Raw genomic sequence first — 26,821 nt, 5'->3', positions numbered from 1 at the left:
GACGGAAGCCGCTGCCGGCCCTTGCCGGGCCGAACCGGGTCGTTCATGGGCGGCGTACGTCGGTCCGCACGCGATCAGGGACGGGCCGAGCCGTGAGGGACCGGCCGGGCAGTCAGGGACGGGCGGTGAGGGACGGGCCGGGCGACGGCTCGGGATTCATGTTTCGGGCGTGTGAAATTCCTTATGCCGTACCCTTCCTGTTATTTCCCTCACCACGCTGCGTTCCGAAATTCAAGGACTGGTTGCCTAATATTGGCCCGGACACACACAGAGGGGAGCGGTGGCCCGTGCATCGGGACTTCAAGGAGCCTGGGAGACCCCGCCCCGACCTGGTCATAGGCAGGGAGGAGCTGTTCACCGCGGCGCGGGAGCAGCTCGCGCGCGGCGGCAGCGTCCTCGTGCACGGCTCGGCAGGTATCGGGAAATCGACCGTCCTGCGCGCGCTGGCCGCTGAATACGACACCACGGCCCGCACCGTCCTGCGGTGCTCGGCCACCGAGTCCGAGTCTCACCTGCCGTTCCTCGCCCTGACCGATCTGCTGGGCCTCGTCGTCGACGAGGTCTCCGACCAGCTGCCCGCCCCCCAGCGCACCGCGCTGGAGTCCGCGCTCACCGGACGTGGCGAGTCCACCCTCCAGCGTGACGGCCTGGCCCTGCGCCTCGCCGTCCTGTCGGCGCTGCGCGCCCTGGCCGCCAAGGGCCCCGTCCTGATCGTCGCGGACGACCTGCAGTGGCTGGATCCGGCCAGTGTCGAGCTGCTCGGCTTCGCCGCCCGCCGCCTGGGCGAGATGCCGGTGCGCATGCTGTGCGCGGTCCGCACCTCGACGGACCCCCAGGGCCACGAGCAGGACAGGTATCTACGCGCGTCCCCGCCGGACACCCTGGCCCTCCGGGTCACACCGCTGTCCCGGGCCCACGTCGCCGAGCTGCTGGAGAACCGCGGCTACACCGGTCTGCCCCGCTCCACCGTGCGGGACATCCACCGCACCAGCGGCGGCAACCCCCTGTTCGCGCTGGAGCTGGGCCGGGCCCTCGCCGACAGCCCCACCCCGCCCCGTCCCGGGGAGCCGCTGCCGGTGCCGACCTCGCTGCGGACCCTCGTGCTGAACCGGCTGGACATGCTCCCGGCGGAGGCCCGGCGCACCCTGCTCGTCGCCAGCGCCGGTGCCCGGCCCACCCTGGCGCTCCTGCGCGCCGCCGGGCGGGAGGATGCCGAGGCGGAGACCGCGCGGGCCGTCGAGCTGGGCCTGCTGGCACCGGAGCGGGAGAGCCCCGGCGTGCGCTTCGCACACCCCCTGGTCTCGGCCGCGCTGTACGCGGAGGCCACCGCCCAGGAGCGGCGGGCCGCCCACGCCGCGCTGTCCACGGCCGCCGTCGATCCCATCGAGCGGGCCCGGCATCTGGCCCTGTCCACCACCGGCGCCGATCCGCAGGTCGCCGCCCGGCTCGGCGAGGCCGCCGCGGTGGCCCGGGACCGGGGCGCGCCCTCGGTCGCCGCCGAGTTGGGGCTGCTCGCGGCCCGGCACACCCCCGCCGACGCGGCGCCGTCGTCGGACGAGCGGCGGCTCCAGGCCGCTGAGGACGCGCTGACCGCCGGCGAGAACGACCTCGCCCGGGACATCGCCCGCGAGGTGCTGGGCCGGGCCACCGAGCCCGCCGAGCGCGTCCGCGCCTGGATGGTGGTGATCGAGGCGGCCGGCCAGTCGATCGCCGAGGTCGACGCCGTGTACCCGCAGGCCCTCGCCGACGCGGGCGACGACCCCCGGCTGCTCGCCCTGGTCCACTACCAGCTGGCCTGGCGGGCGCTGGTCATCGACGGCGACTTCGCGGCGGGCCGCGCGGAGGCCGCGTGCTCCGCGGAACTGGCCGCGCGGGCCGGGGACCGGCGCACCGAGCTGCTCGCGCTCGCCCACCAGGCGCAGGTCGAGACGTTGATGGGGCACCCGGACGCGCCCGCGACGATCAAGAAGGCGCTGAAGGAACCGCAGGACCCGAAGCTGGCCTGCCACCACAACGGCGCGGGCGCGACCCGCTTCCGCTGGCTGATGATGAGCGACCAGTTCGGCGACGCCCGGGCCACGGCCACCGCGCTGCTGCGCGAGGTGCGGCGTCGCGGCATGGTCGAGAGCGAGGTGCACTACGTGCGCTTCCTCGCCGAGATCGAACTGCGCACCGGGCACTGCGGCCGGGCCCTCGACCTCGCCCGCGAGGGCTACGGGCTCGCCCGCGACTCCGGTATCGGCGAGGGCGCCTCCGCCATGCTCACCTCGCTCGCCGAGGCCGCCGGCGGCGACGTGGAACGGGCGCAGGCACTGGCCCGGGAGGCCGCCGAGCACGCCGAGCAGGACGGCGACCTGATGTACCTCTCGCGTGCCCTGGGCGCGCTCGGCCACGCCCAGTTGGTGGCCGGGGACGCGGCCGGCACCGTGCGGTCGCTGCGCCGGGTGCGGGAGTTGGAGGAGGGGCTCGGGGTCACCGACCCGGCCCGTGGCCGCTGGCAGGCCGATCTCGCCGAGGCCCTGGTGCGGGTCGGGGAGATCGCCGAGGCGCAGGACGTCATCGACGTCACCCGGCAGCGGGCGATGCGCCTGGGCCGCGAGAGCATCCTCGCCGTCCTGGACCGGGCCGAGGCCCTCGTGCGGGCGGCGCAGGGTGACCACGACGCCGCCGTGCGGCAGTTGACCTCGGCTCAGGACCGGCTGGCCAGGCTGGGCTGCGGACTGGAGGAGGCGCGGGCCTCGTACGCCCTGGCGCGTCTGCGGGCCATGCCCCAGTCCCTCGGTGTCCCTGCGCGGCCAGGGGTGGCCCCCGTGCCCGGTCCCGCCGCGTACGACGAGGCGGCCCGGCTGTTCCGCCGCTGCCGTGCCCTGCCGTGGCTGCGTCAGGTCGAGCAGGTCGCGGCCGCCCCGGCGCCCGTGCCGCAGCCCGCGATCGCCCCGTCGGCGCTGGACGCCCTCGCCGGGCTCGCGGCGACGGAACGGCAGGTCGCCGAGCTGGTGATGGAGGGCGCCACCAACCGGGAGATCGCCGGGAAGCTGTACATCAGCGTGAAGACGGTCGAGGCGACACTCACCCGCGTCTACCGGAAGCTGGGAATCCGGTCGCGGGTGGACATCGTGCGACTGGCGGCGGGACACCGTACGAACTGACCTCCCCGGGACCGGTGGACGACCCCTCCCGGGGACCCGTGTGCGAAGGTTTCACGTCGACCCTGGCGCGCCCCTGCCCAGGCGGGGCTCCGGCCTGCCACCGGCCAGGGTCCTTCCGGCTCCAGCCTAGGCTCACACCGGGGCCCGGGTCATCGAGGGTTTTCCCTCCCCAACTCCCTTAGGGGGATCCCCCATTGGGGCCCGTTCACGCGGGGTCATACGTTGGGCGCCGTGCCGCACGCCAGGGCACAAGGACCGGCCCACCGTCCCCGCTCGGCTCCCCCGGGCGGGGGCGGTACCCGCGGGTCTCCGTACTCCGCCCCCCACCCACGTGTCCCCCACCGGCAGCTCCCTCCCCCACGAGGAGACCCATGTTCGGGTTCGACCGCCAGGAAGACGATCGTCGCCGCCGCGGCGACCGCCGCGGCCTTCGCGGTCGCCCTGCCGACCGCTCCCGGTGCGGGCACCGTTCCTCGGGCCGTCATGGGGGGTACGACCACCACCCCGAGCGCGTGCCCGTACGTCACGCGGATCACGAGCGCCTCGCAGCGCCCGTTGCGCGGCGGCACCCTGCGGACCGCGGTGGGTCCGGTTCCCGCGGCTCCGCCCTCGGGGCGAGCGACATGGTGTGCGCCGGTCACAGGTCCGGCGGCCTGGACACCTGCCAGGGCGACAGCGGCGGTTCCCTGATGATCTGGGGCGTCCTGGCAGGTATGACTTCTTGGTGTCACGGCTGCGCCGACGCGCGGTACCCCGGTGTCCGCACCCGGCTGACCACCTCCTCCGGCACAGTGGCCGCGCAGGGCGGCCCCGGAGCGGAGCAGGCCGGCCCATGAGCTCCTGAGGCACGTCCTCAGGTGATGCCAGGGGGCGTTGCGAACCTGCCACGAGCGGTTCGCAGCGCCCCCTCTCCACGTCCCCGGTCGGCTCAGTTCGCGACGGTGTCGAAGCGGATGTCGTACGCGTCGCCGCCGGTGTCGTCGGCTGCGCCGGGCAGTGTCCGCAGGGTGCGCTCGGCCTCCGCGACGAGGTCGGTCCGCTGCTCCGCGGTGAGACGGACGAAGGGCTCCAGGACGAGGGCGGGCCCGTCGAACGTCCAGATCCCCGCGAGGAACCCGTCGACGAGGAAGGTGCGGTACGCCTGATTGCCCTGCCAGCTGCGGCCCTTGAGGTCGGGCGGGACGACGCGGGAGCGGTCGGCGTGCGAGAGGAGCAGGTTGTCGAACTCGGGCAGCAGACGGGGCGGGGCCGGGGTCCGCGGGTCGGGGCGGGGCGCGTCGGGCAGGTCGAAGAGTTCGACGCCGTTCTCGTCGCGGAAGGTGATCAGCTCCGGGCGCAGCCGTTCGAACGCGGCGCGCAGGCGGGTGAGCCCGGCCCAGGTCTGCATGTCCTTGACGGAGGCGGGCCCGAACGCGGCGAGATAGCGGCGTACGACGGTCTCGGGCGCCGGGGCGGGTGCGGCGGGGCGACCCAGCCAGTGCTCGGCGGTGGTCAGCGCGACCTGGCCGCTCCGGCCCCACAGCCCGCGCGGGGTGACCTGGACCAGCGGCAGCCGGCAGCGGGCGGCGACGCCGAGGGCGAACGGATCGGCGTCGGGCCACTCGACGAGCAGGGCCTCGCGCAGCTGCTTGAGGGTGCGGGGCTCGTCCTCCACCAGCTCCCGCGCGAGGGCGGTGAGCCGGTCGAGGTCGACGCCGACGAGGCCCGCGCGGAACTGGTGCAGTTCCCGTTCGCGGGCGGGCTGTACGAGGGGCCGCAGGGTGAGGCAGTCCTCGGCGGTGTGGGTGTGGATGGTGGAGCGCATCGTGACGATCCGGACGACGGCGCGCTCCGCCATCAGCGCCGACAGCTGCTCGGGGGCGAAGCCCTCCAGCCGGGCGGCGAGGGCGTAGTACGGCGGTTTGACGTTCTGCGCCTGGAGCCCGAGCAGCTGCTCGACGGCACGGCTCACCGGCAGCTCGGCGACGGGGGCACGGCGCAGCAGCAGCTGCCGGGCGAGGGTGGCGCGGTTGAGGGCGCGGGTGCCGAGCAGGGGTGCGGTCGAGGTCGGCTTCTTCGTCATGGGCCACACGCTAACGACCCTTGCGGACAGGTTCTGTCCTCGACGCCCCAGCGGTATCGGAACGCCGGGGCCCGGCACACGGTTTGCCCCGGATATCCTGCTCGAAGATCACATAGACAGATGTGCGACTCCGGAGGCGAACCGATGGCCGAACGACGTGCCCGCCCAGCCTCGAAGAGCACCAGGGGACCGGCCTGGCGCCGCGCGCTGACCCCGCCCGCACCGCCGGCGGGCCGACCCCCGGCGCCCCGCCCCGGGCCGGCGGAACCGGAGCGGCAGGAGCGGCCGGACCGGGCCGCCAGTGTCGTGCGGGCGGTCCTGTACGAGGACGGCGTACGCGTCGCGGCACCCGCGACCCTCGCCGAGACCTACCGCGCGCTGCGGGAGGCTCCCGCGGGCATGGCGTGGATCGGGCTGGCCCGCCCCACCGAGGGGGAACTGCTGTCGCTGGCCTCGGAGTTCGACCTCCACCCGCTCGCCGTCGAGGACGCGATGGAGGCGCATCAGCGTCCCAAGCTGGAGCGCTACGGCGACACCCTCTTCGTCGTGCTGCGCGCGGCCCGCTATCTCGACGCCTCCGAGGAGGTCGACTTCGGCGAGCTGCACGTGTTCGTGGGCCCGGACTTCGTCATCACGGTCCGCCATGGCGCGGCGCCGGACCTTTCGGCGGTGCGCCGCCGCATGGAGGAGGCACCGGAACTGCTGAGGCTGGGCCCGGAGGCGGTGCTGTACGCCATCCTCGACGCGGTGGTGGACGACTACGTGCCGGTCGTCGCCGGCGTGCAGAACGACATCGACGAGATCGAGACCGAGGTGTTCCGGGGCGACCCGGAGGTGTCCCGCCGCATCTACGAACTCTCCCGCGAGGTCGTCGAGTTCCAGCGCGCCACCCGCCCGCTGGTCGGGATGCTGCACGGGCTCATGGCCGGTTTCACCAAGTACGAGACCGACGACGAACTCCAGAGCTACCTCCGGGACGTCGCCGACCACGTCACCCACACCAGCGAACGCGTCGACGGCTTCCGCCAGGCCCTCACGGACATCCTCACGGTGAACGCGACGCTGGTGACCCAGCAGCAGAACGCGGAGATGCGGGCCCTGGCGGAGGCGGGCTTCGAACAGAACGAGGAGATCAAGAAGATCTCCTCGTGGGCGGCGATCCTCTTCGCCCCGACACTGGTCGGGACGGTCTACGGCATGAACTTCACGCACATGCCGGAGCTGCACTGGGTGTTCGGATACCCGTTCGCGATCGCCCTGATGGGGGTGGTGTGCACGAGTCTGTACGTCATCTTCAAGCGGCGGGACTGGCTCTGAGTGCGTCCTGCCGAGCTCAGTACGACCTTTCGTCAGCCGTGAGAACACCACCCGTCCCCGCAGGCGCCCTGCACGCCGGCAGCCTGGAGCCATGCCTGCGATCGTTACCGTGCTGACGGATGCGCCTTCCCGAAGTCCACGACGAGAGTGTCACTGGGCCAGGTGTGCCAGCGCCAATGAACTGGGTCAAGAGGAGAACCGGCCGCCGATTCCCTATGACTTCAGAGGCCAGAGCGCCGCACCTGCCGACCATGTCGTCGGCGCTCAACCTGCAGGGCCACGGCCACCTGCTCGGCCGTCAGGCCGTACGGGGCGCCGCGAACACGTCCGGGTCACGTGGCACGGTGGAGTTCCACGAAGGAACGGCTGTCGGCGCGCCAACGGCCGGTGAGGATCCAGCCGGCGGTGTCGGCCGCGCGGAGCAGGGCGGTCGCGCCGACCCGGGCCCAGGGGAAGGGGCGGCCGTGGTGGCCGTGGGCGTCCTCCACGCGGACGGTGAGTCGCTGGTCCACGTCGTCGTCGGCCGCCTCGGCCAGGAGACGGCCACCGGGGCGGACGACGTCGTGCAGGCGGGCGAGCAGCGCCGAGGGGTCGCCCCCGATGCCGACGTTGCCGTCCATCAGGAGGACGGTGCCCCAGCGGCCCTCACCGGGCAGTCGGTCGAAGACGGAGCGGCGCAGGGCGGTTCCGCCGTGGTGCCGGGTTCGGGCCACGGCGGCGGGGCTGACGTCCACGCCGAGGGCGGTGACCCCGCGGGAGGACAGGGCGGCCACCAGGCGGCCCGGTCCACAGCCGACATCGAGGACGGGGCCCGCGCAACGGCCCAGTACGTCGGTGTCGGCGGCGTCCGGGGCGGCGCACCAGCGCTCCACCTCCAGCGGAATCAGCTCTGCCTCCCCGTGGGCGCGCGGTCCCAGGCGGCGCAGGTACAGGGGGCCGCGCCCCGCGCGCAGGGCCTGTGTGTAGGGGTCGTCCGTCCAGGGCTCGCCCGGCGCCGTGGACGTAGCGAACCGGTCGGCGGACGGCGGGGGCACGATGAGGCGGCCGGGCAGCGGGGCGCCGGTCTGCGGCGGGAACGCCGGGTCGCTTCGTCCGTGCGGCTCTACGGCGGTGTCCGTGCCGAGGGCGCCGCTCACCGGGCCACCTCCGCGAGGGAGTGCAGGACGGTGGCGAAGGCCGATCCGGAAGGACACACACGGGCCACCGAGGCGGCGTCGGAGGCGGTGTCGACGTCCCGCAGCAGCGGCAGGTCACGGACCGTCAGACCCGCCTCGACGAGTCTGCGCCGCTGGATCGCGCCGGTGCGGTGGGTGGACATCGGGACGCCCCGGACGAGAGGGCCGGCCTCGGAGGGGTCGGCGAGGCCGAGGGCCCAGAAGCCGCCGTCGACGGCCGGACCGAACCATGCGTCGTGGCCGCCCCCGCCGACCAGCGCCAGCATGTCGGCCGTGAGCTGCGGGGTGTCCATGCCGACCAGCAGGGCGGGCCCGTCGTCGCAGACGGCGAAGGCGCCCGCGATCCGCTCGTCCAGCCCTCCGGCCACCTGCGGGACGACGTCGAAGCCCGGCGGCAGCCAGGGGCCCGGTGTTCCGTCGAGGACGAGCACCCGGCGCCGGGCCGGAACCCGCAGCGCGGTGCGGAGGGTGTCGGCGAGGGCGGCTTCGGCGAGGGCCGACGCCTCGTGGGGCGTGTAGGGCGGCGTGAGCCGGGTCTTGACGCGGCCGGGCACCGGTTCCTTGGCGATGATCAGCACGGTGGGCGCCGCAGTGACGGCGGTCATCGCGCGCCCCCCGCGACCCGGGCGTCCGGGCCGGTGGAGTGCCGGTCGGCGGCGGTCGGCGGTTCGGCGAGAACGGCACGCATGTCACGGACCGCCTGCCAGGTGCCCCGCCAGGTACCGGTGACCTTCGAGCGGCCCGCGCGCGGGTGGTACGGCACGTCCGTCTCCCGTACGCGCCAGCCGGCGTCGGCGGCACGCACCACCATCTGCAGCGGGTAGCCGGAGCGCCGGTCGCTCAGGCCCAGCCCCAGCAGCGCCTCTCGGCGGGCCGCGCGCATCGGGCCCAGGTCGCGCAGGCGCAGCCCGGTACGGCGGCGGACCAGCCGGGCCAGTTCGACGTTGGCGAGCCGGGCGTGCAGGGGCCAGGCGCCGAGCGCGGTGGGCCGGCGCCGGCCCAGCACCAGGTCGGCGGAGCCGTCGAGGACGGGTCCGGCGACGACCGGCAACAGGCGAGGGTCGAGGGAGGCGTCGCAGTCGCAGAAGCAGACCACGTCGGCCGTGGCGGCGGACAGCCCGGCGTGACAGGCCGCGCCGAAGCCGCGCCGCGGCTCGTGCACCACGGACGCCCCGTGGGCACGGGCGATGTCGGGAGAACCGTCGGTGGAGCCGTTGTCGACGACGATCGCGCGCCAGCCGGGCGGGATCCGGTGCAGCACCCAGGGCAGCGCTTCGGCCTCGTCGAGGCAGGGCAGCACGACATCCACGGAAGGAGGGGTTGTCTCGGTCACCCCACCGAGCCTACGAACACCGAGCGGACAAAAGGGACGTGACATCCTTACGGATCACTGACATCGCCGTTCCTTACGGATCGCTGACGTCCGCGGCCGCCCTCCCCGGGCGAGGGGACGCCGGTGCGAGACTCGGTCGTGTGAAACGCGTACTTGTCGTGGACGACGATCCCACCGTCTCCGAGGTCGTCGCGGGGTACCTGCACCGGGCGGGCTTCGCCGTCGACGTCGCCGCCGACGGGCCGACCGGCGTGGCGACGGCCGCCGCCCGGTCACCCGACCTGGTGGTGCTGGACCTGATGCTGCCCGGAATGGACGGGCTGGAGGTCTGCCGCCGGATACGCGCGCACGGACCGCTGCCGGTGATCATGCTGACCGCGCGCGGGGACGAGGAGGATCGTATCCTCGGCCTGGAGGTCGGAGCGGACGACTATGTCACCAAGCCCTTCAGCCCGCGCGAACTGGTGCTGCGCGTGGAGTCGGTGCTCCGCCGCGCCGGCAGCCTGGCCGCCACCCGGACCGAGCCCTCGGCGCCCCGGCTGCGCAGCGGTCCGCTCGCCCTGGACCCCACCGCACGACGCGCCACCCGCAGCGGTACCGAACTCGCGCTGACCACACGGGAGTTCGATCTGCTGGAGTTCTTCCTGCGGCACCCGGGCCGGGCGACGAGCCGTGAGGAACTCATGCGGCAGGTCTGGGGCTGGGAGTTCGGCGACCTGTCGACCGTGACGGTGCACGTCCGGCGGCTCCGGGAGAAGGTCGAGGACGACCCTGCCCGGCCCTGCCTCATCAACACCGTCTGGGGTGTCGGGTACCGCTTCGACCCTCCCCCGTCGGACGGCCCGCACGGGAGAGGAGCCGACGGTGATCGGTGACACTCTGCTCATCGCCCTGTACGCGGCTGTCGGCGCGGCAGCCGCCGGGCTGACCGGCGCGGCGGCGCTGCGGCTGCTCCGCGACCGGTCGGTCGCCCTGTCGCTGGCCGTCGTCGCGGCCGTCACGGTCGCCGCGATGCTGGCCGGGACGATGCTGGTGTCCTGGGCGATGTTCCTGTCGGAGCACGACCTGTGGGTGGTGACGATGGTCTGCGTCATGGCCGCCGTCGTCTCCTTCGCGGTCGCCCTGCTGCTGGGCCGCAGTGTCGTCCGGGGAAGCCGGGCCCTCGCGGAGGCCACCCGTGCTCTCGGTGACGACGGCAGCTTCGTCCCGCCCACCACCGCGCTCACCGCGGAACTCGCCGAGCTGAGCCGTCAGCTGGCCGCGACCAGCGCCAGGCTGGCGGCGTCCCGGGAGCGGGAGCAGGCGCTGGAGGCGTCCCGTCGTGAGCTGGTGGCCTGGATCTCCCACGACCTGCGCACTCCGCTGGCCGGGCTGCAGGCGATGACCGAGGCCCTGGAGGACGGCATGGTCGACAACCCGCACGTCTACCACGGCCGCATCCGGACCGAGGTCGGGCGGATGAGCGAGATGGTCAGCGACCTCTTCGAACTGTCCCGCATCCAGGCCGGCGTGCTCGCCCTGAGTACGACCCGCATGTCGGTCTACGACCTGGTCGGCGACGCCATCGCGGGTGCCGACGCCCTGGCCCGGGAACACGGCGTGCGCCTGGTGGGCGCCGGGGTGGAGCAGGTGCCCGTCGAGGTGGACGGCCGCGAGATGTCCCGCGTCCTGGTCAACCTGCTCGTCAACGCCATCCGCCGCACTCCGGCCGACGGCACCGTGGCGATCTCCGCCCGTCGGGAGGCGGACCGTGTCGTGCTGGCGGTGACCGACGGCTGCGGCGGCATCGCCCCCGAGGACCTGCCCCGGGTGTTCGACACGGGCTGGCGCGGCACCGATGCCCGGACCCCGCCCGCCGGAGCCGGACTGGGCCTGGCCATCGTGCGCGGCATCGTCGAGGCCCACCGAGGGCACGCGGCCGTGTCCAACGTGCCGGGCGGCTGCCGGTTCGAGGTGCATCTGCCCGCGGCGGTCTGAGGGGGGAGCGAACGAGCCGCGCTCGTACGGAAGGAAGCCGAGGCAGCGGACCGGCCGGGAAGCCCCGGCCGGTCCTTTCGCCGCGCGCCGCGTGCCGCGTGCCGCGCGCGGCGGGCCTGCGACTCGGCGTCGGCCCACACCGATCTCTCCCTGCGCGGATCCGGCTGATCCGGCCCCACGCCGGTCCGGCCCGCTGGGGTGCCGCCACGCACGCGCAGCGGGGGACGGCGTGAGGTGGCCGTGACGTGGCGGACGTCGCCGGGCCGGACCCCCCGTCCGCCCGTCCGCCCGTCCGCCCGTCCGCCCGTCCGCCCGTCCGCCCGTCCGCCCGCGAAAGATGACGAAACCCTGACGTACGCGGCCGGCCCGGCCCCGGCGGGCGCTCTCCGGCTTACCGTTCCCGTGTGAACCGTGATCTCCGCAGTGACCTGCGCGGCGACACCAGGACCGGCCCGCGCCGCGAACCCGGCCGCGACCTCCGCCGCGACCTGTACGCCGTCGCGGGCGCCGCAGTGCTCGTGCTGACGGCCGCGCTGGTCGGTGTCGCCATCAAGCGGTCGAAGGACGTCCTCCACGTCGGCTGGCCGCCCCTGTACGCCGACTGGCTTCCCCACGTCGGCCCCGGCACCCCGGCCGCGCTCGCCGTCGCGGTGGTCGTCGTCGTCCACGGCCCCGCCGTCGCCGCGCGCCTGCCCTGGCGCGCCCTGCTCCTCGCCTCCTGGGCCACCGCCACGGCGTGGACGTTCTCCCTGGCCCTCGTCGACGGCTGGCACCGGGGCATCGCCCGACGGCTGACCACCCGCTACGAGTACCTCCAGGTCATCGACCGCTTCCACGACATCCCCGCGACCCTGCGGGACTTCACGAACCACATCCTGCTCCACTCCCCCGACCACTGGCCCCCGCACGTCGCCGGACACCCCCCGGGCGCGACCCTCACCTTCGTCCTCCTCGACCGGATCGGGCTGGGCGGGGGCACCTGGGCGGGGGTGTGGGTCATCACCGTCGGGGCGACCGCGGCGGTCGCCGTCCTCGTCACCGCGCGGGCCCTGGCCGGCGAGGCCCTGGCCCGCCGGGCGGCGCCGTTCCTGGTACTCGCGCCGGCCGCGGTGTGGATGGGAACGTCGGCCGACGGTTACTTCGCGGCCGTCGCGGCGTGGTTCACGGCCCTCGTCGCCCTGGCGGTGACGGCACGCTCGACCCGCCGGTCGAGGGCCGCCGCGCTGGGCGCGGGCCTGCTGTTCGGCCTGACCTGCTATCTGTCGTACGGGCTCACGCTGTTCGCGGTCATCGGGACGGGCGTCCTCGTCCTCGGGCGGAACAGGCTCAGGGCGTTGCCCTTCCTGTGTGCGGGGGCGGCCGTCGTTCCGCTGGCGTTCATGCTCGCGGGCTTCGACTGGTGGGAGGCGTACCACCTGCTCGTCGAACGCTACTACCAAGGGGCGGGCGGGTTCCGGCCCTACGGCTACTGGGTGTGGGCGAACCTCGCCTGCACCGTGCTGGTGGTGGGTCCGGCCACGGTGGCGGGGCTGCGGCGGGCCGCGGCGGTACTGGTGCCGCGACGGGCAACGTTCGCCCCGTCGCGACGCCCGGCACGCACTCTCGCCGCACCGGGCACAAGCCCGAGTACATCCCGTACGAGGACGTGCGCCCGGCACGCCGGGAGCACACACCAAACGCCGCTCCTCGACGGGCAGACGTCACCTGCCGCGGCACTGGTGCCGGAGCGGGGGCGGCTCCGGCCGGTCCCCGGACGCGCGTCCTCGTCGTCCGTCCGGAACACGTCGTCGCACACCCCCGAAGCCCGCCTGGCCCTGCTGGTGTTCCTCGCCATCCTCGCGCTCCTCGTCGCCGACCTGTCGGGGATGAGCAAGGCGGAGACCGAACGGATCTGGCTGCCCTTCGCGGCGTGGCTGCTCGCGGCGGGAGCCCTTCTCCCCCGGCCCCGCACCTGGCTGGCCGCTCAGGCCGTACTCGCGCTGCTCCTCAACCATCTGCTCCTCACCGGCTGGTGAGGGCCCCGGCCGCCCGGCGCCCGGCTCGGCGTACGGCGGCCGGGGACGCGGGGCGCGGTGGACCAGGGGTCCTCCTGCCGGGGCCGTCAGGTGGCGGCCAGTTCCCTGAGCGCGATGTTGAGTTCGAGCACGTTGACGCGGGGCTGGTCGAGGAAGCCGAGTGTGCGGCCCCGGGTGTGGTCCTCGACCAGCTTCCGGACCTGCGGGACGGGCAGGCCGTTGGCCTCGGCGACCCGCTCGACCTGGATGCCCGCGTACGCGGGCGAGATGTCCGGGTCGATCGCGGAGGCCGAACCGGTGACCGCGTCGGCCGGCACCGCGGACGCGGCGACGCCGTTGAACGCGGCGACCTGCCGCTTCGCCGCCTTCACGTCCTTGACCAGGGTCGGGTCGCTGGCGCCGAGCTGACCGGAGCCGGTGGCCAGCGGGTCGTACCCGCTGTGGGAGGGGCGCCCTTGGAACCACCGGGGGTCGGGCCTGTCGGTGCCCGGCAGGTTCCAGCTCTGCCCGATCAGCCTGGAGCCGACCTCCTTGCCGTCGACCTCGACCATCGAGCCGTTCGCCCTGTCGTGGAACGCGGCCTGTCCGACGCCGGTCACGACCAGCGGATAGACGACACCGGTCACCACGGTGAGGACGAGCAGCATGCGCAGCGCGGCCCACAGGATCCGCGCGGTGTTCACCACAGAAGTGTTCATGTCCTTCACCACGTTCTCAGGGAGTCACAGACCGGGAATCAGCGACGAGATGAGCACGTCGATGAGCTTGATGCCGAGGAACGGGGCGATGAGTCCGCCCAGTCCGTAGATGCCGAGGTTGCGGCGGAGCATCCGGTCCGCGCTCATCGGCCGGTACCGCACACCGCGCAGGGCGAGCGGCACGAGGGCGATGATGATCAGTGCGTTGAAGACGACGGCGGAGAGGATCGCCGACTCCGGCGAGGCCAGACCCATGATGTTGAGCTTGTCCAGGGACGGGTAGGCGACGGCGAACATCGCCGGGATGATCGCGAAGTACTTCGCGACGTCGTTGGCGATGGAGAAGGTCGTGAGCGCGCCCCGGGTGATGAGGAGTTGCTTGCCGATCTCGACGATCTCGATGAGCTTGGTCGGGTTGGAGTCGAGGTCGACCATGTTGCCGGCCTCCTTCGCGGCCGACGTGCCGGTGTTCATCGCCACGCCGACGTCCGCCTGCGCGAGCGCCGGGGCGTCGTTCGTACCGTCACCGGTCATCGCGACCAGCTTCCCGCCCGCCTGCTCCCGCTTGATGAGGGCCATCTTGTCCTCGGGCGTGGCCTCCGCGAGGAAGTCGTCCACGCCGGCCTCGTCCGCGATCGCCTTGGCGGTGAGCGGGTTGTCACCGGTGATCATGATCGTCTTGATGCCCATGCGGCGCAGTTCCGCGAACCGCTCCCGCATGCCGTCCTTGACGACGTCCTTGAGGTGGATGACACCGAGGACACGGGCACCCCGGTCGTCGTGGACCGCGACCAGCAGCGGCGTGCCGCCCGCCTCGGAGATCCGGCTCGCGACCGTGTCCGCGTCCTCCGCGACCGTGCCGCCCCGCTCCCGCACCCAGGCGACGACCGAACCGGCCGCGCCCTTGCGGATCCTTCGCCCGTCGACGTCCACGCCGGACATCCGGGTCTGCGCGGTGAAGGCGATCCACTCGGCGCCCGCCAGTTCGCCCTGGTGGCGTTCGCGCAGCCCGTACGCCTCCTTCGCGAGGACGACGACGGAGCGGCCCTCGGGCGTCTCGTCGGCGAGGGACGACAGTTGGGCGGCGTCGGCGACCTCGGCGGCCGTCACACCACGCACCGGCACGAACTCCGACGCCTGCCGGTTGCCCAGCGTGATCGTGCCCGTCTTGTCGAGCAGGAGCGTCGACACGTCGCCGGCGGCCTCGACCGCCCGGCCGGACATGGCCAGCACGTTGCGCTGGACCAGCCGGTCCATGCCCGCGATGCCGATGGCCGACAGCAGCGCGCCGATCGTGGTCGGGATCAGACAGACCAGCAGAGCCGTCAGCACGATCATCGAGGTCTGTCTGTCGGCGCCCGCGTAGATCGCGAACGGCTTCAGCGTCACCACCGCGAGCAGGAACACGATGGTCAGGGACGCGAGCAGGATGTTCAGCGCGATCTCGTTCGGCGTCTTCTGGCGGGCCGCGCCCTCGACCAGGTTGATCATGCGGTCGATGAAGGTCTCGCCGGGCTTGGTGGTGATCCTGATGACGACGCGGTCGGACAGCACCTTCGTCCCGCCCGTGACGGCGCTGCGGTCGCCGCCGGACTCCCGGATGACGGGGGCCGACTCCCCGGTGATCGCGGACTCGTCGACGGAGGCGACGCCCTCGACGACGTCACCGTCGCCGGGGATGATGTCGCCGGCCTCGCAGACGACGAGGTCGCCGACGCGCAGTCCGGTGCCCGGTACGCGCTCCTCGGTCTCCCCGGCGAGCCGCCGGGCGACGGTGTCGGTCTTGGCCCTGCGCAGGGTGTCGGCCTGCGCCTTGCCGCGGCCCTCGGCGACCGCCTCCGCCAGGTTGGCGAAGACGACGGTCAGCCACAGCCAGGCCGTGATGGTCCAGCCGAACCAGTCGCCCGGGTCCCTGACCGCGAGCACGGTGGTGACCACCGAGCCGACCAGCACCACGAACATCACGGGCGACTTGATCATCACCCGCGGATCGAGCTTGCGCAGGGCGTCCGGCAGGGACCGCGCCAGCTGCCCGGGGTCGAACAGCCCGGCTCCGAGGCGCCCGTCGGGGTGCCGGTGCGCGGTGGGTGCGTCGGGGTGCGGTGCCCGGCTCGGGGTGACCGTGGACATCGGGTCCTCTTGCCTCGTGGTGTCGGTGGTCATGTCGCCAGCCCTTCGGCGAGCGGGCCCAGCGCGAGCGCCGGGAAGAACGTCAGACCGGTGATGATCATGATGGCTCCGACCAGCAGGCCCGTGAACAGGGGCTTCTCCGTGCGGAGAGTGCCCGCCGTGTCCGGGACCGGCTTCTGCCCGGCGAGCGAACCCGCCAGCGCCAGCACGAACACCATCGGCAGGAACCGGCCGAGCGCCATGCACAGGCCGAGCATCGTGTTGTGGTACTCCGTGTTCGCGGCGAACCCGGCGAAGGCGGAGCCGTTGTTGTTGGACGCGGACGTGTAGGCGTACAGGACCTCGGAGAAGCCGTGCGCCCCGGTGTTCGTCATCGACGACTCGCCCGTGCCCAGCGCCATCGCCAGCGCTGTGCCGATCAGCACCAGGGCCGGGGTGACGAGGATGTAGCAGGCGGCGAGCTTGATCTCGCGGGTGCCGATCTTCTTGCCCAGGTACTCGGGGGTGCGCCCGACCATCAGACCGGCGATGAACACCGCGATGACCGCCATGATCAGCATGCCGTAGAGGCCGGAGCCGACCCCGCCGGGCGCGATCTCGCCCAGCATCATGCCGAGCAGCAGCACACCGCCGGACAGCCCCTGGAAGGAGTCGTGGAAGGAGTTGACCGAGCCGGTCGAGGTCATCGTCGTGGAGACCGCGAACAGGGAGGACGGGCCTTCGCCGAAGCGCTGTTCCTTGCCCTCCGTCGAACCGCCCGCGATCTGCGAGGCGGTGCCCGGATGGGCGAACTCGACCCAGGTCACCGCGACCACGGCCAGGAGCCAGATGATCCCCATCGCCGCGACGATCGCGTAGCCCTGCCTGACGTTGCCGACCATCCTGCCGAAGGTGCGCGGCAGCGAGAACGGGATCACCAGCAGCAGGAAGATCTCCAGCAGGTTGGTGAAGCCGTTGGGGTTTTCGAACGGGTGGGCGGAGTTGGCGTTGAAGAAGCCGCCTCCGTTCGTCCCAAGGTTCTTGATGGCCTCCTGGGAGGCCACGGCGCCGGGACTGACGTCCTGCTTGTCGCCGGTGAGGGTGGTGAGGGTGTGGATGTCGCCGAAGTTCTGGACGGCGCCGGCCGCGATCAGCAGGACCGCCGCGACCACGGAGATCGGCAGCAGGACGCGGACGACGCCGCGTACCAGGTCGGTCCAGAAGTTCCCCAGGTCGCCGGTGCGGGACCGGGCGAAGCCGCGTACGAGGGCGACGGCGACGGCCATGCCGACGGCCGCCGACACGAAGTTCTGCACGGCCAGTCCGGCGGTCTGGGTGACATGGCTCATGGCCGTCTCACCCGCGTACGACTGCCAGTTGGTGTTCGACACGAACGACACGGCCGTGTTGAACGCCTGGTCCGGGGTGATCGCCTTGAAGCCGAGCGACAGCGGCAGCTTGTCCTGGACGCGCTGGAGGACGTACAGGAACAGGACACTCACCGCGGAGAAGGCGAGGACCCCGCGGAGGTACGCGGGCCAGCGCATCTCCGCGTCCGGGTTCGCGCCGACCGCGCGGTAGATCCACTGCTCGACGCGCAGATGCCTCTTGGAGGAGTAGACGGCGGCCATGTGGTCGCCGAGGGGACGGTGCACCAGGGCGAGCGCGCCGACGAGCGCGGTCACCAGGAGCACGTCGGCGAGGACGGGACTCATGGGCGTGCTCAGAACCTCTCCGGGAAGATCAGGGCGAGGACGAGATAGCCCAGCAGGGCGACGGCCACGATCAGGCCGACGATGTTCTCGGCGGTCACAGCTTCGTCACCCCCTTGGCGACGAGAGCCACGAGGGCGAATACCGCGATCGTGGTGACAACGAAGGCCACGTCGGCCATCGCAAGCTCCTCGAAGAGGTTCGAACAGGAACGGACCTTTCGAGGAAACCTCGCCACCGGACGGTTTCGGCCACCCTTGACGCCTTCCTGACGGCAACCCCGGCGCCCTTGACGCACTCCATACGACGCGGCCCCGACCGCCCCGTTCGGCTCGCCCGGCGGCGTTCGTACGGGACTGCGGACGCGCGCGGGCCAGGTCAGAGGGGCTTCTCGGGCCAGTCCAGCAGGCGCGCCCCGATGACCGCGGTCTGCAGGGCGTAGCGGTGGACCGGATCGGAGGGGTCGGCGCCGGTGAGCTTGTGGATGCGTGCCAGGCGGTAGGTGAAGGCGCGCACGCTCAGCGACAGCCGCCGGGCGGCCTCCGCGGAGACGCAGCCGGAGTCGAAGTAGGCCGTGAGGGTGTCGAGGAGCGGCTGGGCGCCGCCGCGGGCCTGGCGCAGGGGGCCGAGCGCGCTGTCCACCAGGTCGGCCATGGCCTGCCGGTCACGGGTGAGGACGGGGTAGACGAGGAGGTCGGCGGCGCGCAGCACGGGATCGTCGAGTTCCAGGCGTTCGGCCAGGTCGAGGGCGTTCAGGGCCTCCTCGTACGACTGGACGACGCCCGCCGGGCCGGTGTGCGGGCGGCCGATGCCCACCTGACCGCCGCCGGTCGCGGCGAACGCCTGCTTGGCGAAGTACGCGAGGACGTCGTCCTGGTCGCCCGGGGCGACGCAGACCAGTCGGCCGTCCTTGGTGGTGAGCAGGACGCTGCGGTCGCCGAACCGGCCTATCAGGGCGCGCTCCACCTCCCGGAGCACCGGGTCGCCCTCCTCGTAGGCGGCCGTGCCGCGGGCCACGGCGACGGCGTGCTCGTAGGAGAGTCTCAGCCCGTAGCGTTCCGCGCGCTGCGCGAGGCGGCCCAGGTCGCTGCGGCCGTACAGCAGGTCGTCGACGAATTCCCGGCGGGCGGCCTCCTCCTTGCGCACGGCGTGCCGCTGGGCGCGTTCGTACCCTTCCGCGAACGCGTCCAGGGCCTGCGCGGCGGCGGACAGCACGTCGTCCGCGGACGCGCCGCTCGCGGTGGGCCAGTGTGCCCGGGTGGCCGCCAGGTGGGCGCCGACCAGGGCGCGCAGCCCGATCCCGGCGTCGGCGGCCTGCTCGCCCAGGGCACGGCGCGAAACCAGCTCCTCCCGGGAGAGCCGGCGGCCCGTCGCCGAGGCGTCGGCGAGGATGACGGCGTATCCCTCCAGGTACGCCTCGTATCCCTGCAGCCGTTCGGACGCTTCCCGTCCCGCCGCCATGCGGATCCCCCTGATCGAGCGTGCTCTTGACGTCTTATTGACGCGCGGTCGCAGGAGCGTACTCCGACCCGCGCCGGTACCGCTGCCTGCCCCCGGCAAGGAGGCGTGGGAGGGAACGGGCCGGCCGGGGCGTGTTGCGAAAGGAGCGTCGTCTGCCCGAAGGGCAGGCCCGGCGGCGTCCGGTGCGTGCGCTCGCACGGCGGAGGGTCGCCCCGACACCGGTGGTACCGGGGCGGTCCCGACAACGCGGCGAGCGTGCGTGCCGGACGCCGCCGGGCGGACGGGACTTTCGCAACCCGCCCCAGGGGTGCGCGGCGTCGACGCGATCGGTTCCGGCGTGCCGCTCAGGCGGCCCGGCGGTGGGTGCGGAACTCCGGGGCGGCGTCCTGGAGAAGGACATGGTCGGATTCATGGGGGCGGGGGCGGCGCAGCAGGCGAGTGACGGCCCAGGTCGCGCACCACGCGGTCGGGGAAGCCGTGGCGAGGACGGCGAGCCCGGTCAGCGCGCGCGACGGGCCCGAGGAAGCCAGTGGCTCCAGGGCGGCGACGGCGCCGAGGCTCACGGCCCAGGCGAAGCCCGTCCACAGCGAGAACGCGGCCGCGACGGGGACACCGCCGAGCCCCAGCGCGCCGAGGTCGACGTCCCCGTCGAAGGTGCGGGGGTCTGCGGCGCCCACCGCGACCAGCAGCCAGAAGCCCAGGGACGCCAGCAGGGGGACGGTGAACAGGAAGGTCGGAAAGCCTGTGGCGGCCTCCAGGAACGTGCGCATGGCCAACCCCCCGATTCGCCGTGTCACGCGACGGCCTCGGCGGCCGGATGCCGGACACCTTCCGGTGCCCGGCATCGAGATCTCCGTCGCATGCTTCCCTCACCCCCATCCTGGCGGCGTGGACATGCCGTTCGCATTGCCGCATCCCGGCAGTCTTGACCGGGTCGTCCATGCCGGTGCCTCGCCAAGAACGTCCACAGCCGCATGGTCCTCGGCGGCCGGGCCCGGGAACAGGCTCGCAGGAAGCGTGCGTCACACTCCCTTCAGGACCCGGTCCAGTGCCGCCCTGCCCGCGGGCCCCCAGTGCGGCTTGCCGCCGGGGAGGCCCCGGTCCCCGTTGCGGCCCATGAGCATCAGGAACAGGCTCTTCATGGCGGCCAGCCCGCGGGCGCGCCGGATCGCCGCCTCGTCCGCGTCGGCGTACGTGTCGAAGAACCGTGCGGCCGTGCCCGCCGGCAGCAGCACCCACGCGGCGGCGAGGTCCCACGCCGGGTCGCCGGCGCACAGGGCGCCGAAGTCGACGACGCCCGAGAGCGTTCCGTCGGAGACGACGACGTTCGCGGGGTGGAGGTCGCCGTGCACCCACACCGGCGGGCCCTCCCAGGGGCGGGCCGCGGCGGCGTCGTCCCAGACGGCCCGGACGTCGGCGGCGACGTCGGCGGGAAGGCCGTCGGGGACGACGGCCCGGATGAAGTTCTCGAAGCCGTCCGCGCAGTCCCGGGGATGGGCACCGAAGCCGGTGGAGACCGGTGCCTCGGCGGGCGCCTGACGGTGGAGCGCCCGGAGGAAGCCCGCCAGCGTGTCGGCCGCGTGCTCGCCGCGGTTGATCGGGCCGAGGTCCCCCGGCTCGCCGGGCACCCACGTCATCACGGTCCAGTGCTTGGGGAAGCGCGCGGACGGTTCGCCCCACCGCACCGGGAGCGGTACCGGAAGCGGTAGGCGGGGAGCCAGCACGGGCAGCCAGCGGCGCTCCTTCAGCAGGAGCTCCGGGGTGGGGTCCATGCACTGCATGCGCACGGCCAACTCCTCCCCGAGGCGCCACATCCGGTTGCCCCAGCCGCCCGGCACCTCACGGAGCGTCAGCCCCGCGAGGTCCGGATGCTGCTCCCGCAGCAGGTCGCGGACCAGACCGGCGGTGATCTCGCTCTCGGCGCCGGCCTCGGTCGCGGTCCTGGTGCCGGTCTCGGTGTCGGTCTCGGTGTGGGTGTGGGCGTCGGTCATACGCCGCCACAGTACTGACGGTCCGTCCGGTGCCCGCTCCTCGTCGTCCCCACCGGCTCCCCTACGAGAGGGTGCCGACGATCCGTCCCCGGACGTCGGCCCGTCCCGCGGGGCGGCTGTTCGGCTAAGGGATCACCACTCCGGCACCGTTGTCGCCGCTCAGGTTCGCGCCGAACCATGCCTTCGGCGCCGGGGCGCCGAGGTCCGTCGGGTTCTCCGCGACCGACTTCGCGGCGGTCACGCCGGAGGTCGCGCCGCGCAGCAGCCACACCGCGCCGCCGTTGGCGACGCTTCCCAGGTTCTCGCCCGGCGCACCCACGACGAGGTCCGCCCTGCCGTCACCGGTCATGTCGAGCAACCGCAGCGCCGCGCCGAACACGTCGCCGGACTCCGCGACCCCCGGCACTCCCGTCGTGTCCTGGTGGAACGCCTGCGCGCCCTTGCCGGTGAGCCCGCCCTTGGCGCCCTTGAGCAGCACCACCGCGCCGGCCCTGGACTTGGAGCCGATCGCCTCGCCGGGGACGCCGACGGCCAGGTCGGGGTATCCGTCGCCGTTCGCGTCGCCCGCGTGCAGGCGTCCGCCGAACTGGTCGCCCTTCTCGCTCACGCCGGGTACGCCCGCCGTGTTCTGGGTGATGGTCTGCGTACGGGTCTGGCTGGGGCCGGACGCGGAACCGTAGGAGATCCTGACGGTGCCCGGGTCCTCCTCGGTGCCCTCGGTGTCGCCGTTCGGGAAGACGCGGGTGGCGAGGTCGGCGTAACCGTCGCGGTCGAAGTCGGCGACGGCGGTGCCGGCCGCGGAGTTCAGCCGCCGCGGGACGGTGGACAGCCCGGCCTTCGAGCCGAGCCACAGCTTGCCGCCCTCGGCGTGGTTCTCGTAGACGTAGAACGTCGCGAGATCGTCGACGCCGTCGCCGTTGAAGTCGCCCGTCGCGGTGGAGTTGATGGAGTTGTCGGTGCTGTACACCTGCACCTGCTGCGCGCGGGCGGGGACGCCGTCGCGGCCGAAGGGGCCGTAGAGGACGTCGTGGAAGTCGTACTCGCTCCCGTTGCCCATGAACAGGTCCGTGTGGCCGTCGCCGTCGAAGTCGCCCGCGGTGATGTCGTCGCCGACCTGGGCGTTCGCCGGTGCGCCGACGCGGACGGCGCCCTCACCGGACAGGCCGGTCCTGCGGCCCCACAGGACGGTCACCGATCCGTTGACGTTGTCCTCCGGCCGGTAGTCGCGGGCGACCACGGCCAGGTCGGTCAGGCCGTCGCCGTCCAGGTCTCGGGAGATCATCGCGTAGCCGAAGACGTGGTTGTCGCCCGAGGCACCGGGCACGCCGGCGGTGTCCTGGGTGATGACCGTGGTCCGCTCGGGGTCGAGGCCCTGCGGGGAGCCGTAGGTGACCGCGACGTAGCCGGCGAGGGCATGCCCGCCGACCTTCGCTCCCGGTGCGGCGACGGCGACATCCTGGTGGCCGTCGCCGTTGAAGTCCTCGCGCACGGTGGCGACGCCGTCCTTCGCGGACGCGGTGCCCGCGACGAGCGGCACGGCGAACGAGCCGATCAGGGCGGCGGCCACGGCGGCCGATACGGCAGGTCGGCGGATTCCCACTGCTCCTCCTCAAGGCGCGAGCGACATCGAGACGCCTCGCACGGGGGTGACTCACCTCCAAGACACATGGAAACAGTGGATGGTTGTGCGAGGGCGCCCGGGTGAAGCGGGCACGACGCCCCGGTGCGGAGAGGACGGCTCCGAGAGCCTTCCGACGCCGTCGACGCGGTCGGTGTCGTCCGAGCACGGACTGGGCGCCGGCCGCGCCCCGCACCGCCCGGCGCCGCGGAGGCACCGCCCGGCATCGCGGAGGACCCGCCCGGTGCCGCCGGGCCGGACGGCAGAAGGGCTCCCGCGAGTCACGTCCTCGCGGGAGCCCTTCCTCCTGCCGCCTGCACATGAAGGTTGAGAAGACGATCACGAGCAGGACGTCGGTGCGGGCGCCGTCACGGTCACGGCGCCGACGGTCAGGGGGCGAGCAGCAGACTGTCGCCGCGCTCCTTGGCCGCGGCGTAACGGCGGGCGACGTCCTGCCAGTTGACGACGGCCCACATCGCGTCGATGAAGTCGACCTTCTGGTTCTTGTACTGCAGGTAGAAGGCGTGCTCCCAGGCGTCGAAGACCAGGATCGGGGTGGAGCCCTGGCCGACGTTGCCCTGGTGGTCGTAGACCTGCTCGACGATGAGGCGGCCGCTGAGCGGCTCGTACGCGAGCACGCCCCAGCCGGAGCCCTGCGTCGTCGCCGACGCCTTGGTCATCTGCGCCTTGAACGCGGCGAACGAGCCGAAGGACTCGGCGATGGCGTCCGCCAGCTCACCCACGCCATCCTTCTCCAGCGGCTCGCCGCCGCCGTCACCGGTCATGTTGTGCCAGTAGATCGAGTGCAGGATGTGGCCGGACAGGTGGAAGGCCAGGTTCTTCTCCAGGCCGTTGATCGAGCCCCACTGCTCCTTGTCCCGCGCCTCCGCCAGCTGCTCCAGCGTGTCGTTCGCGCCCTTGACGTACGCGGCGTGGTGCTTGTCGTGGTGCAGCTCGATGATCTGCGGGTTGATGACCGGTTCGAGCGCCGCGTAGTCGTAGGGAAGCTCCGGGAGCGTGTACACCGCCATGTCCAACATCCTCCGACACTATTGCAATCAATGTGCAACTGCACGCTATCAGCAACAGAGGCGGGCCGCCGATCATGCGCGGGTCCCAGGGACTGTCGTCAGGCGTGCGGGACGCCGCCCGGCCCGGGTCGGGGATGGATGGCGTCGCCGTGACCGTCCGGGTCGCCACGCCCCCACAGGGACAGCGCGGACGTGAGGCCCACCGCGCGGCGGACGCCTTCGTCCGGGCCGCCGATGAGCCGGACGGTCGCGCCCACCGCCCCCGCGTCGATCGACAGGGCGGCCGGGACGGGCGGTCGGGGCTGCTCGAACACGACCGCCAACGGCAGGAAGTGCGGCCCGACGACCACCGCGACCAGCGGCGGGAGGAGCACCGGCACGCCGAGGTGGCGGCAGAGCAGGACGACGGCGACGCTCAGCAGCCGCTGGAGGGCGCTGACCCGGTCGAACCACCGGCGAACGGTCGGCCGGGAACGGCCCCCTGCCGGCGCCGGGAGGAAGCGGCGGGCGACCGGCATCAGCCCCACCTTGACGACACCGCCGACACCGATCAGCACCGGCCGCGTCCGGCCGCCCCACGGGCTGGTGCCCAGCAGCCACCAACGAACCTGGGCAACGCGAGAAACCCCACCCCGGACTTGAACATGCCCAGGCCGCCGGGCGGAGGCGCCGCGCGCCGCCCCGGCCTTTCCGCTCGGCGCCCGGCGCCGGGCTCACTTCCCGTACGCCTGCTTCCAGCGGGCCCGGTGCCGGGAGTCGCCCTGTCCGCGGCCGTTCACGGCGCTCAGCGACAGCAGGGAGGTCCCGTTGTTCCACAGCCCCAGGTGGTCGCGGTGCACGGCGAGGATGCCGTGCCGGGTCGCGAACCTCTCGGAGGGGCCGCTGAACCGCGTCGTCGTGACGAACACGGCCAGGTCGGCGCCGAAGTGCACCTTCGCGCCGAGGAGGTCGCGCAGTTCGCGGCTGGCGATCGTGCTGGTGGGCTTGTACCGCTTGCACTGGATCACCATGCTCCGGCCGTCCGGGAGTCGGGCGACGACGTCCGCGCCGTTGTCGTTCGCTCCGCCCACCCTGCGCACGTCCGTGCATCCGTCGCGCCGGCAGAGGCCGGCGACCAGTTCCTCGAACTCGGTCCCGGTCATCGCGTCGACCTCGGCGAGCGTCCGGTGCCCCGCCCTCACCGCCTCTTCCCGCCGCCAGCGGCGATCCCGTGCGCGCAGGAGCCGGTCCGTGCGCCACCACCACCAGCCGGCCGCGCTGAGCCCACCGAGCACCACGACCGCCGTGACGTACGGCCACACCCGCGACCAGAACAGCACGAGCAGGGCTCCCGCCAGGCAGCCACCGGCGGTGATCGACTTCAGCCGCGCCGCCCGCCTGCGGCGAGCGGTCGCACCCCGTCCGCGCGCAGCCACGATCACGCCCTCCCCGTGTCGCCGTGCCGTGCAGGGCAGTCTCAGCGGCGTCGCACGGCGCCGAAAGGGCGCAAGGCGGCCATGGCCGGATCCTGGCGCGCCCTCAGCCGGGTCGGGAGCCGGCGCGCGGTTTCGTCCGGCAGACGGGCAGGGCGGTTGGGCGTGCCCGGCGTCTCAGCCGGCCGCCACGAAGAGTTTCCGCAGCGGGGGAGCGCACCTCCCACTCGGTGCGCTCCCCCGCGCGCAGACGTACGACGACGCCGGGTGCGAGGTCGACGCTCTCCCCGGTCTCGAAGCGCACGGTCGCGTCGCCCTCCAGGACGACGAAGACCTCGTCGACCTCGACGTCACGCACGGTCCCGACCGTGAGGGCCCACACCCCGAACTCCGTGCCGCCTAGGACGTGTTGCGAAAGTGGCGTCGTCTGCCCGAAGGGCAGGCCCGGCGGCGTCCGGTGCGTGCGCTCGCACGGCGGAGGGTCGCCCCGATACCGGTGGTATCGCGGCGATCCCGACAACGCGGCGAGCGTGCGCACCGGACGCCGCCGGGCAGACGGGACCTTCGGAACCAGCCCTACTAGGGCGTGTATCGAATGTGCTGGTCACAGCCATTCATTGATGGCCGCTACGAGTACGGTCGCCTCGTAGCGGACCGCGAGCTTGTCGTACCTCGTGGCCACGGCCCGGTGCCTTTTGAGGCGGTTGATGCCGCACTCGACCGCGTGCCGAGCCTTGTAGTCCTGCGGGTCGAACTTCGGCGGTCGGCCGCCGCGCGAGCCGCGTTTCTTGCGGTTGCGGGCCTGGTCGGCCTTGTCCGGGATGGTGCAGCGGATCCTGCGCTGCCGCAGGTAAGCGCGGTTCTTCCGGGAGGCGTACGCCTTGTCGGCGCGCACACGATCGGGCCGGGTGCGCGGCCTGCCTGGGCCAAGACGCGGGACGCGGATCTTGTTCAGGACAGGCTCGAACTGCGGGGAGTCGCCCCGCTGGCCGGCCGTGATCACGATGGACATGGGCTTCTGGCCTTGTTCGACGGCCAGGTGCAGCTTGGTGGTCAGGCCACCGCGCGAGCGGCCGAGGCCGTGGTCGTCGGGCTCGACGCCGACGCCGCCGGGCGGCTCCTTCTGCAGCTCCCCTTTTTCCTTGCCCCGGCGGCGTGCTGGTGGGCCCGACACACCGTGGAGTCGACGTTGATGTCCCAGGTGATCAGCTCTTTCGCGTCGGCCCGGGCCTGGAGCGCGGTGAAGATCCGATGCCAGGTGCCGTCCCGCTGCCACCGCCGGAACAAGTCGTACGCCCGGCCCCACGGCCCGTACTCGGCGGGCAGGTCCCGCCACGGAACGCCAGTACGGACCCGGAACCGTATGCCGTCGATCAGCTGCCGCCTGGCCCACGTCGGCGGCCGTCCGGGCTTCTTGCCCTTCGGCAACAGCGGTTCCAGCACCGCCCATTGCGCGTCCGTCAGATCTCCACGTGCCACGAAGCAAGATCATCTCACGTTCAAGATCCACTTTCGACACACACCCTAGGTCCCCCAGCGTCCGGGCGGCCGCGGCCGGGCGTCCCGCGAGCACGTCCTCCTCCTTCAGCGGCAGGGGTTCGAGCTCCACCTCGTGCGCGTCGACGCAGCGTTCGCTCACGGCACCCTCCTCGGTTCACGGTCTGTCGGCCCCCGTCGATCACGCCCGTCCCCGGGTCACGACGGCGAGCCCGGCGGCCGGGGGACGGTGACGCCCCCGGCCGCCGAGCAGCGCTTCGAGCG

23 protein-coding genes are annotated in these 26,821 nt (G+C 73.1%); 6 read left to right on the top strand and 17 right to left on the bottom strand.

Annotated elements, in window-relative coordinates; translation table 11 throughout:
* Window positions 1–287: 287 nt before the first annotated feature.
* Window positions 288–3,149 (top strand): helix-turn-helix transcriptional regulator, encoded by a 2,862-nt coding sequence (locus tag GSY65_RS29990; RefSeq protein ID WP_159774489.1) that lies wholly within the window; start codon window positions 288–290, stop codon window positions 3,147–3,149.
* Window positions 3,150–3,520: 371 nt separating this feature from the next.
* Window positions 3,521–3,985, top strand: coding sequence for a trypsin-like serine protease (locus GSY65_RS29985; protein ID WP_443043267.1), 465 nt, complete (start codon window positions 3,521–3,523; stop codon window positions 3,983–3,985).
* Window positions 3,986–4,077: 92 nt separating this feature from the next.
* On the opposite strand, the gene GSY65_RS29980 is transcribed toward GSY65_RS29985, so the two are convergent.
* A complete protein-coding gene (locus tag GSY65_RS29980; RefSeq protein ID WP_159774487.1) occupies window positions 4,078–5,211 on the bottom strand; it encodes a winged helix DNA-binding domain-containing protein in 1,134 nt (377 codons plus the stop codon).
* 144 nt (window positions 5,212–5,355) lie between these two features.
* On the opposite strand from GSY65_RS29980, the gene GSY65_RS29975 reads away from it, so the two are divergent.
* Window positions 5,356–6,528: a magnesium and cobalt transport protein CorA gene (locus GSY65_RS29975; protein WP_201452715.1), complete on the top strand. Its 1,173-nt coding sequence runs from the start codon at window positions 5,356–5,358 to the stop codon at window positions 6,526–6,528.
* Between the two features lie 332 nt (window positions 6,529–6,860).
* On the opposite strand, the gene GSY65_RS29970 is transcribed toward GSY65_RS29975, so the two are convergent.
* Genes GSY65_RS29970 through GSY65_RS29960 form a run of 3 tightly spaced genes read right to left on the bottom strand, consistent with a single transcriptional unit; the run spans window position 6,861 to window position 9,081 of the window.
* The gene (locus GSY65_RS29970) at window positions 6,861–7,664 is read right to left on the bottom strand and encodes a class I SAM-dependent methyltransferase (protein WP_443043266.1); all 804 of its coding nucleotides are present in this window, start codon (window positions 7,662–7,664) and stop codon (window positions 6,861–6,863) included.
* Complete coding sequence (locus GSY65_RS29965; RefSeq protein ID WP_159774485.1) at window positions 7,661–8,308, bottom strand: TIGR04282 family arsenosugar biosynthesis glycosyltransferase; 648 nt, start codon at window positions 8,306–8,308, stop codon at window positions 7,661–7,663. Before GSY65_RS29965 ends, GSY65_RS29970 begins: the two co-directional genes overlap by 4 nt.
* Window positions 8,305–9,081 (bottom strand): glycosyltransferase family 2 protein, encoded by a 777-nt coding sequence (locus GSY65_RS29960; protein WP_443043265.1) that lies wholly within the window; start codon window positions 9,079–9,081, stop codon window positions 8,305–8,307. The genes GSY65_RS29965 and GSY65_RS29960 overlap by 4 nt, the downstream gene beginning before the upstream one ends.
* A 95-nt stretch (window positions 9,082–9,176) precedes the next feature.
* Between GSY65_RS29960 and GSY65_RS29955 the strand changes: the two genes are divergently transcribed.
* From GSY65_RS29955 to GSY65_RS29945, 3 genes are all read left to right on the top strand, one after another.
* The gene (locus GSY65_RS29955) at window positions 9,177–9,911 is read left to right on the top strand and encodes a response regulator transcription factor (RefSeq protein WP_159774481.1); all 735 of its coding nucleotides are present in this window, start codon (window positions 9,177–9,179) and stop codon (window positions 9,909–9,911) included.
* Window positions 9,901–11,013 carry a sensor histidine kinase gene (locus tag GSY65_RS29950; RefSeq protein WP_236580115.1) on the top strand — a complete coding sequence of 371 codons (1,113 nt, stop codon included), beginning with the start codon at window positions 9,901–9,903 and terminating at the stop codon, window positions 11,011–11,013. Before GSY65_RS29955 ends, GSY65_RS29950 begins: the two co-directional genes overlap by 11 nt.
* Before the next feature lie 428 nt (window positions 11,014–11,441).
* Entirely contained in the window at window positions 11,442–13,028 is a 1,587-nt protein-coding gene (locus GSY65_RS29945) for a hypothetical protein (RefSeq protein ID WP_159776524.1), read from the top strand.
* 86 nt (window positions 13,029–13,114) lie between these two features.
* Here the strand turns inward: GSY65_RS29945 and kdpC are convergent, their stop codons facing one another.
* The 13 genes from kdpC to GSY65_RS29875 form a co-directional block, all read right to left on the bottom strand.
* The gene (gene kdpC, locus GSY65_RS29940) at window positions 13,115–13,726 is read right to left on the bottom strand and encodes a potassium-transporting ATPase subunit KdpC (RefSeq protein WP_159774479.1); all 612 of its coding nucleotides are present in this window, start codon (window positions 13,724–13,726) and stop codon (window positions 13,115–13,117) included.
* A 24-nt stretch (window positions 13,727–13,750) separates the two neighbouring features.
* On the bottom strand, window positions 13,751–15,889 hold the full coding sequence (gene kdpB, locus GSY65_RS29935; protein ID WP_201452714.1) for a potassium-transporting ATPase subunit KdpB: 2,139 nt from the start codon (window positions 15,887–15,889) through the stop codon (window positions 13,751–13,753).
* Window positions 15,886–17,550 (bottom strand): potassium-transporting ATPase subunit KdpA, encoded by a 1,665-nt coding sequence (gene kdpA / locus GSY65_RS29930; protein WP_159774477.1) that lies wholly within the window; start codon window positions 17,548–17,550, stop codon window positions 15,886–15,888. The genes kdpB and kdpA overlap by 4 nt, the downstream gene beginning before the upstream one ends.
* A gap of 8 nt (window positions 17,551–17,558) precedes the next feature.
* Window positions 17,559–17,648, bottom strand: a complete 90-nt coding sequence (gene kdpF / locus GSY65_RS29925; RefSeq protein ID WP_037659531.1) for a K(+)-transporting ATPase subunit F — start codon at window positions 17,646–17,648, stop codon at window positions 17,559–17,561.
* A 277-nt stretch (window positions 17,649–17,925) separates the two neighbouring features.
* Window positions 17,926–19,008 (bottom strand): PucR family transcriptional regulator, encoded by a 1,083-nt coding sequence (locus GSY65_RS29915; protein WP_159774473.1) that lies wholly within the window; start codon window positions 19,006–19,008, stop codon window positions 17,926–17,928.
* A 344-nt stretch (window positions 19,009–19,352) separates the two neighbouring features.
* Complete coding sequence (locus GSY65_RS29910) at window positions 19,353–19,778, bottom strand: hypothetical protein (protein ID WP_159774471.1); 426 nt, start codon at window positions 19,776–19,778, stop codon at window positions 19,353–19,355.
* Window positions 19,779–20,030: 252 nt separating this feature from the next.
* Window positions 20,031–20,999, bottom strand: a complete 969-nt coding sequence (locus tag GSY65_RS29905; protein ID WP_159774469.1) for a phosphotransferase — start codon at window positions 20,997–20,999, stop codon at window positions 20,031–20,033.
* A gap of 124 nt (window positions 21,000–21,123) precedes the next feature.
* Window positions 21,124–22,599 carry an FG-GAP and VCBS repeat-containing protein gene (locus GSY65_RS29900; RefSeq protein WP_159774467.1) on the bottom strand — a complete coding sequence of 492 codons (1,476 nt, stop codon included), beginning with the start codon at window positions 22,597–22,599 and terminating at the stop codon, window positions 21,124–21,126.
* A gap of 407 nt (window positions 22,600–23,006) precedes the next feature.
* The gene (locus GSY65_RS29895; protein WP_159774465.1) at window positions 23,007–23,648 is read right to left on the bottom strand and encodes a superoxide dismutase; all 642 of its coding nucleotides are present in this window, start codon (window positions 23,646–23,648) and stop codon (window positions 23,007–23,009) included.
* 98 nt (window positions 23,649–23,746) lie between these two features.
* Entirely contained in the window at window positions 23,747–24,205 is a 459-nt protein-coding gene (locus GSY65_RS29890; protein ID WP_201452713.1) for a hypothetical protein, read from the bottom strand.
* Window positions 24,206–24,361: 156 nt separating this feature from the next.
* A complete protein-coding gene (locus tag GSY65_RS29885) occupies window positions 24,362–25,063 on the bottom strand; it encodes a restriction endonuclease (protein WP_236580114.1) in 702 nt (233 codons plus the stop codon).
* A 103-nt stretch (window positions 25,064–25,166) separates the two neighbouring features.
* Window positions 25,167–25,598: a cupin domain-containing protein gene (locus GSY65_RS34580; RefSeq protein ID WP_328707521.1), complete on the bottom strand. Its 432-nt coding sequence runs from the start codon at window positions 25,596–25,598 to the stop codon at window positions 25,167–25,169.
* Between the two features lie 66 nt (window positions 25,599–25,664).
* Window positions 25,665–26,539 (bottom strand): IS5 family transposase gene (locus tag GSY65_RS29875; RefSeq protein WP_443043178.1). Its coding sequence is split into 2 segments (ribosomal slippage): window positions 25,665–26,147 and window positions 26,150–26,539, totalling 873 coding nucleotides; the frame shifts between segments, so codons are not numbered across the junction.
* Between the last annotated feature and the right edge of the window lie 282 nt (window positions 26,540–26,821).

The organism is Streptomyces sp. HM190 (genome assembly GCF_009857135.1).
Taxonomy (GTDB): Bacteria; Actinomycetota; Actinomycetes; order Streptomycetales; family Streptomycetaceae; genus Streptomyces; species Streptomyces heilongjiangensis.
Note: the sequence above shows the minus strand (reverse complement) of the source record. Positions and strands in the feature narration are given on the sequence as shown.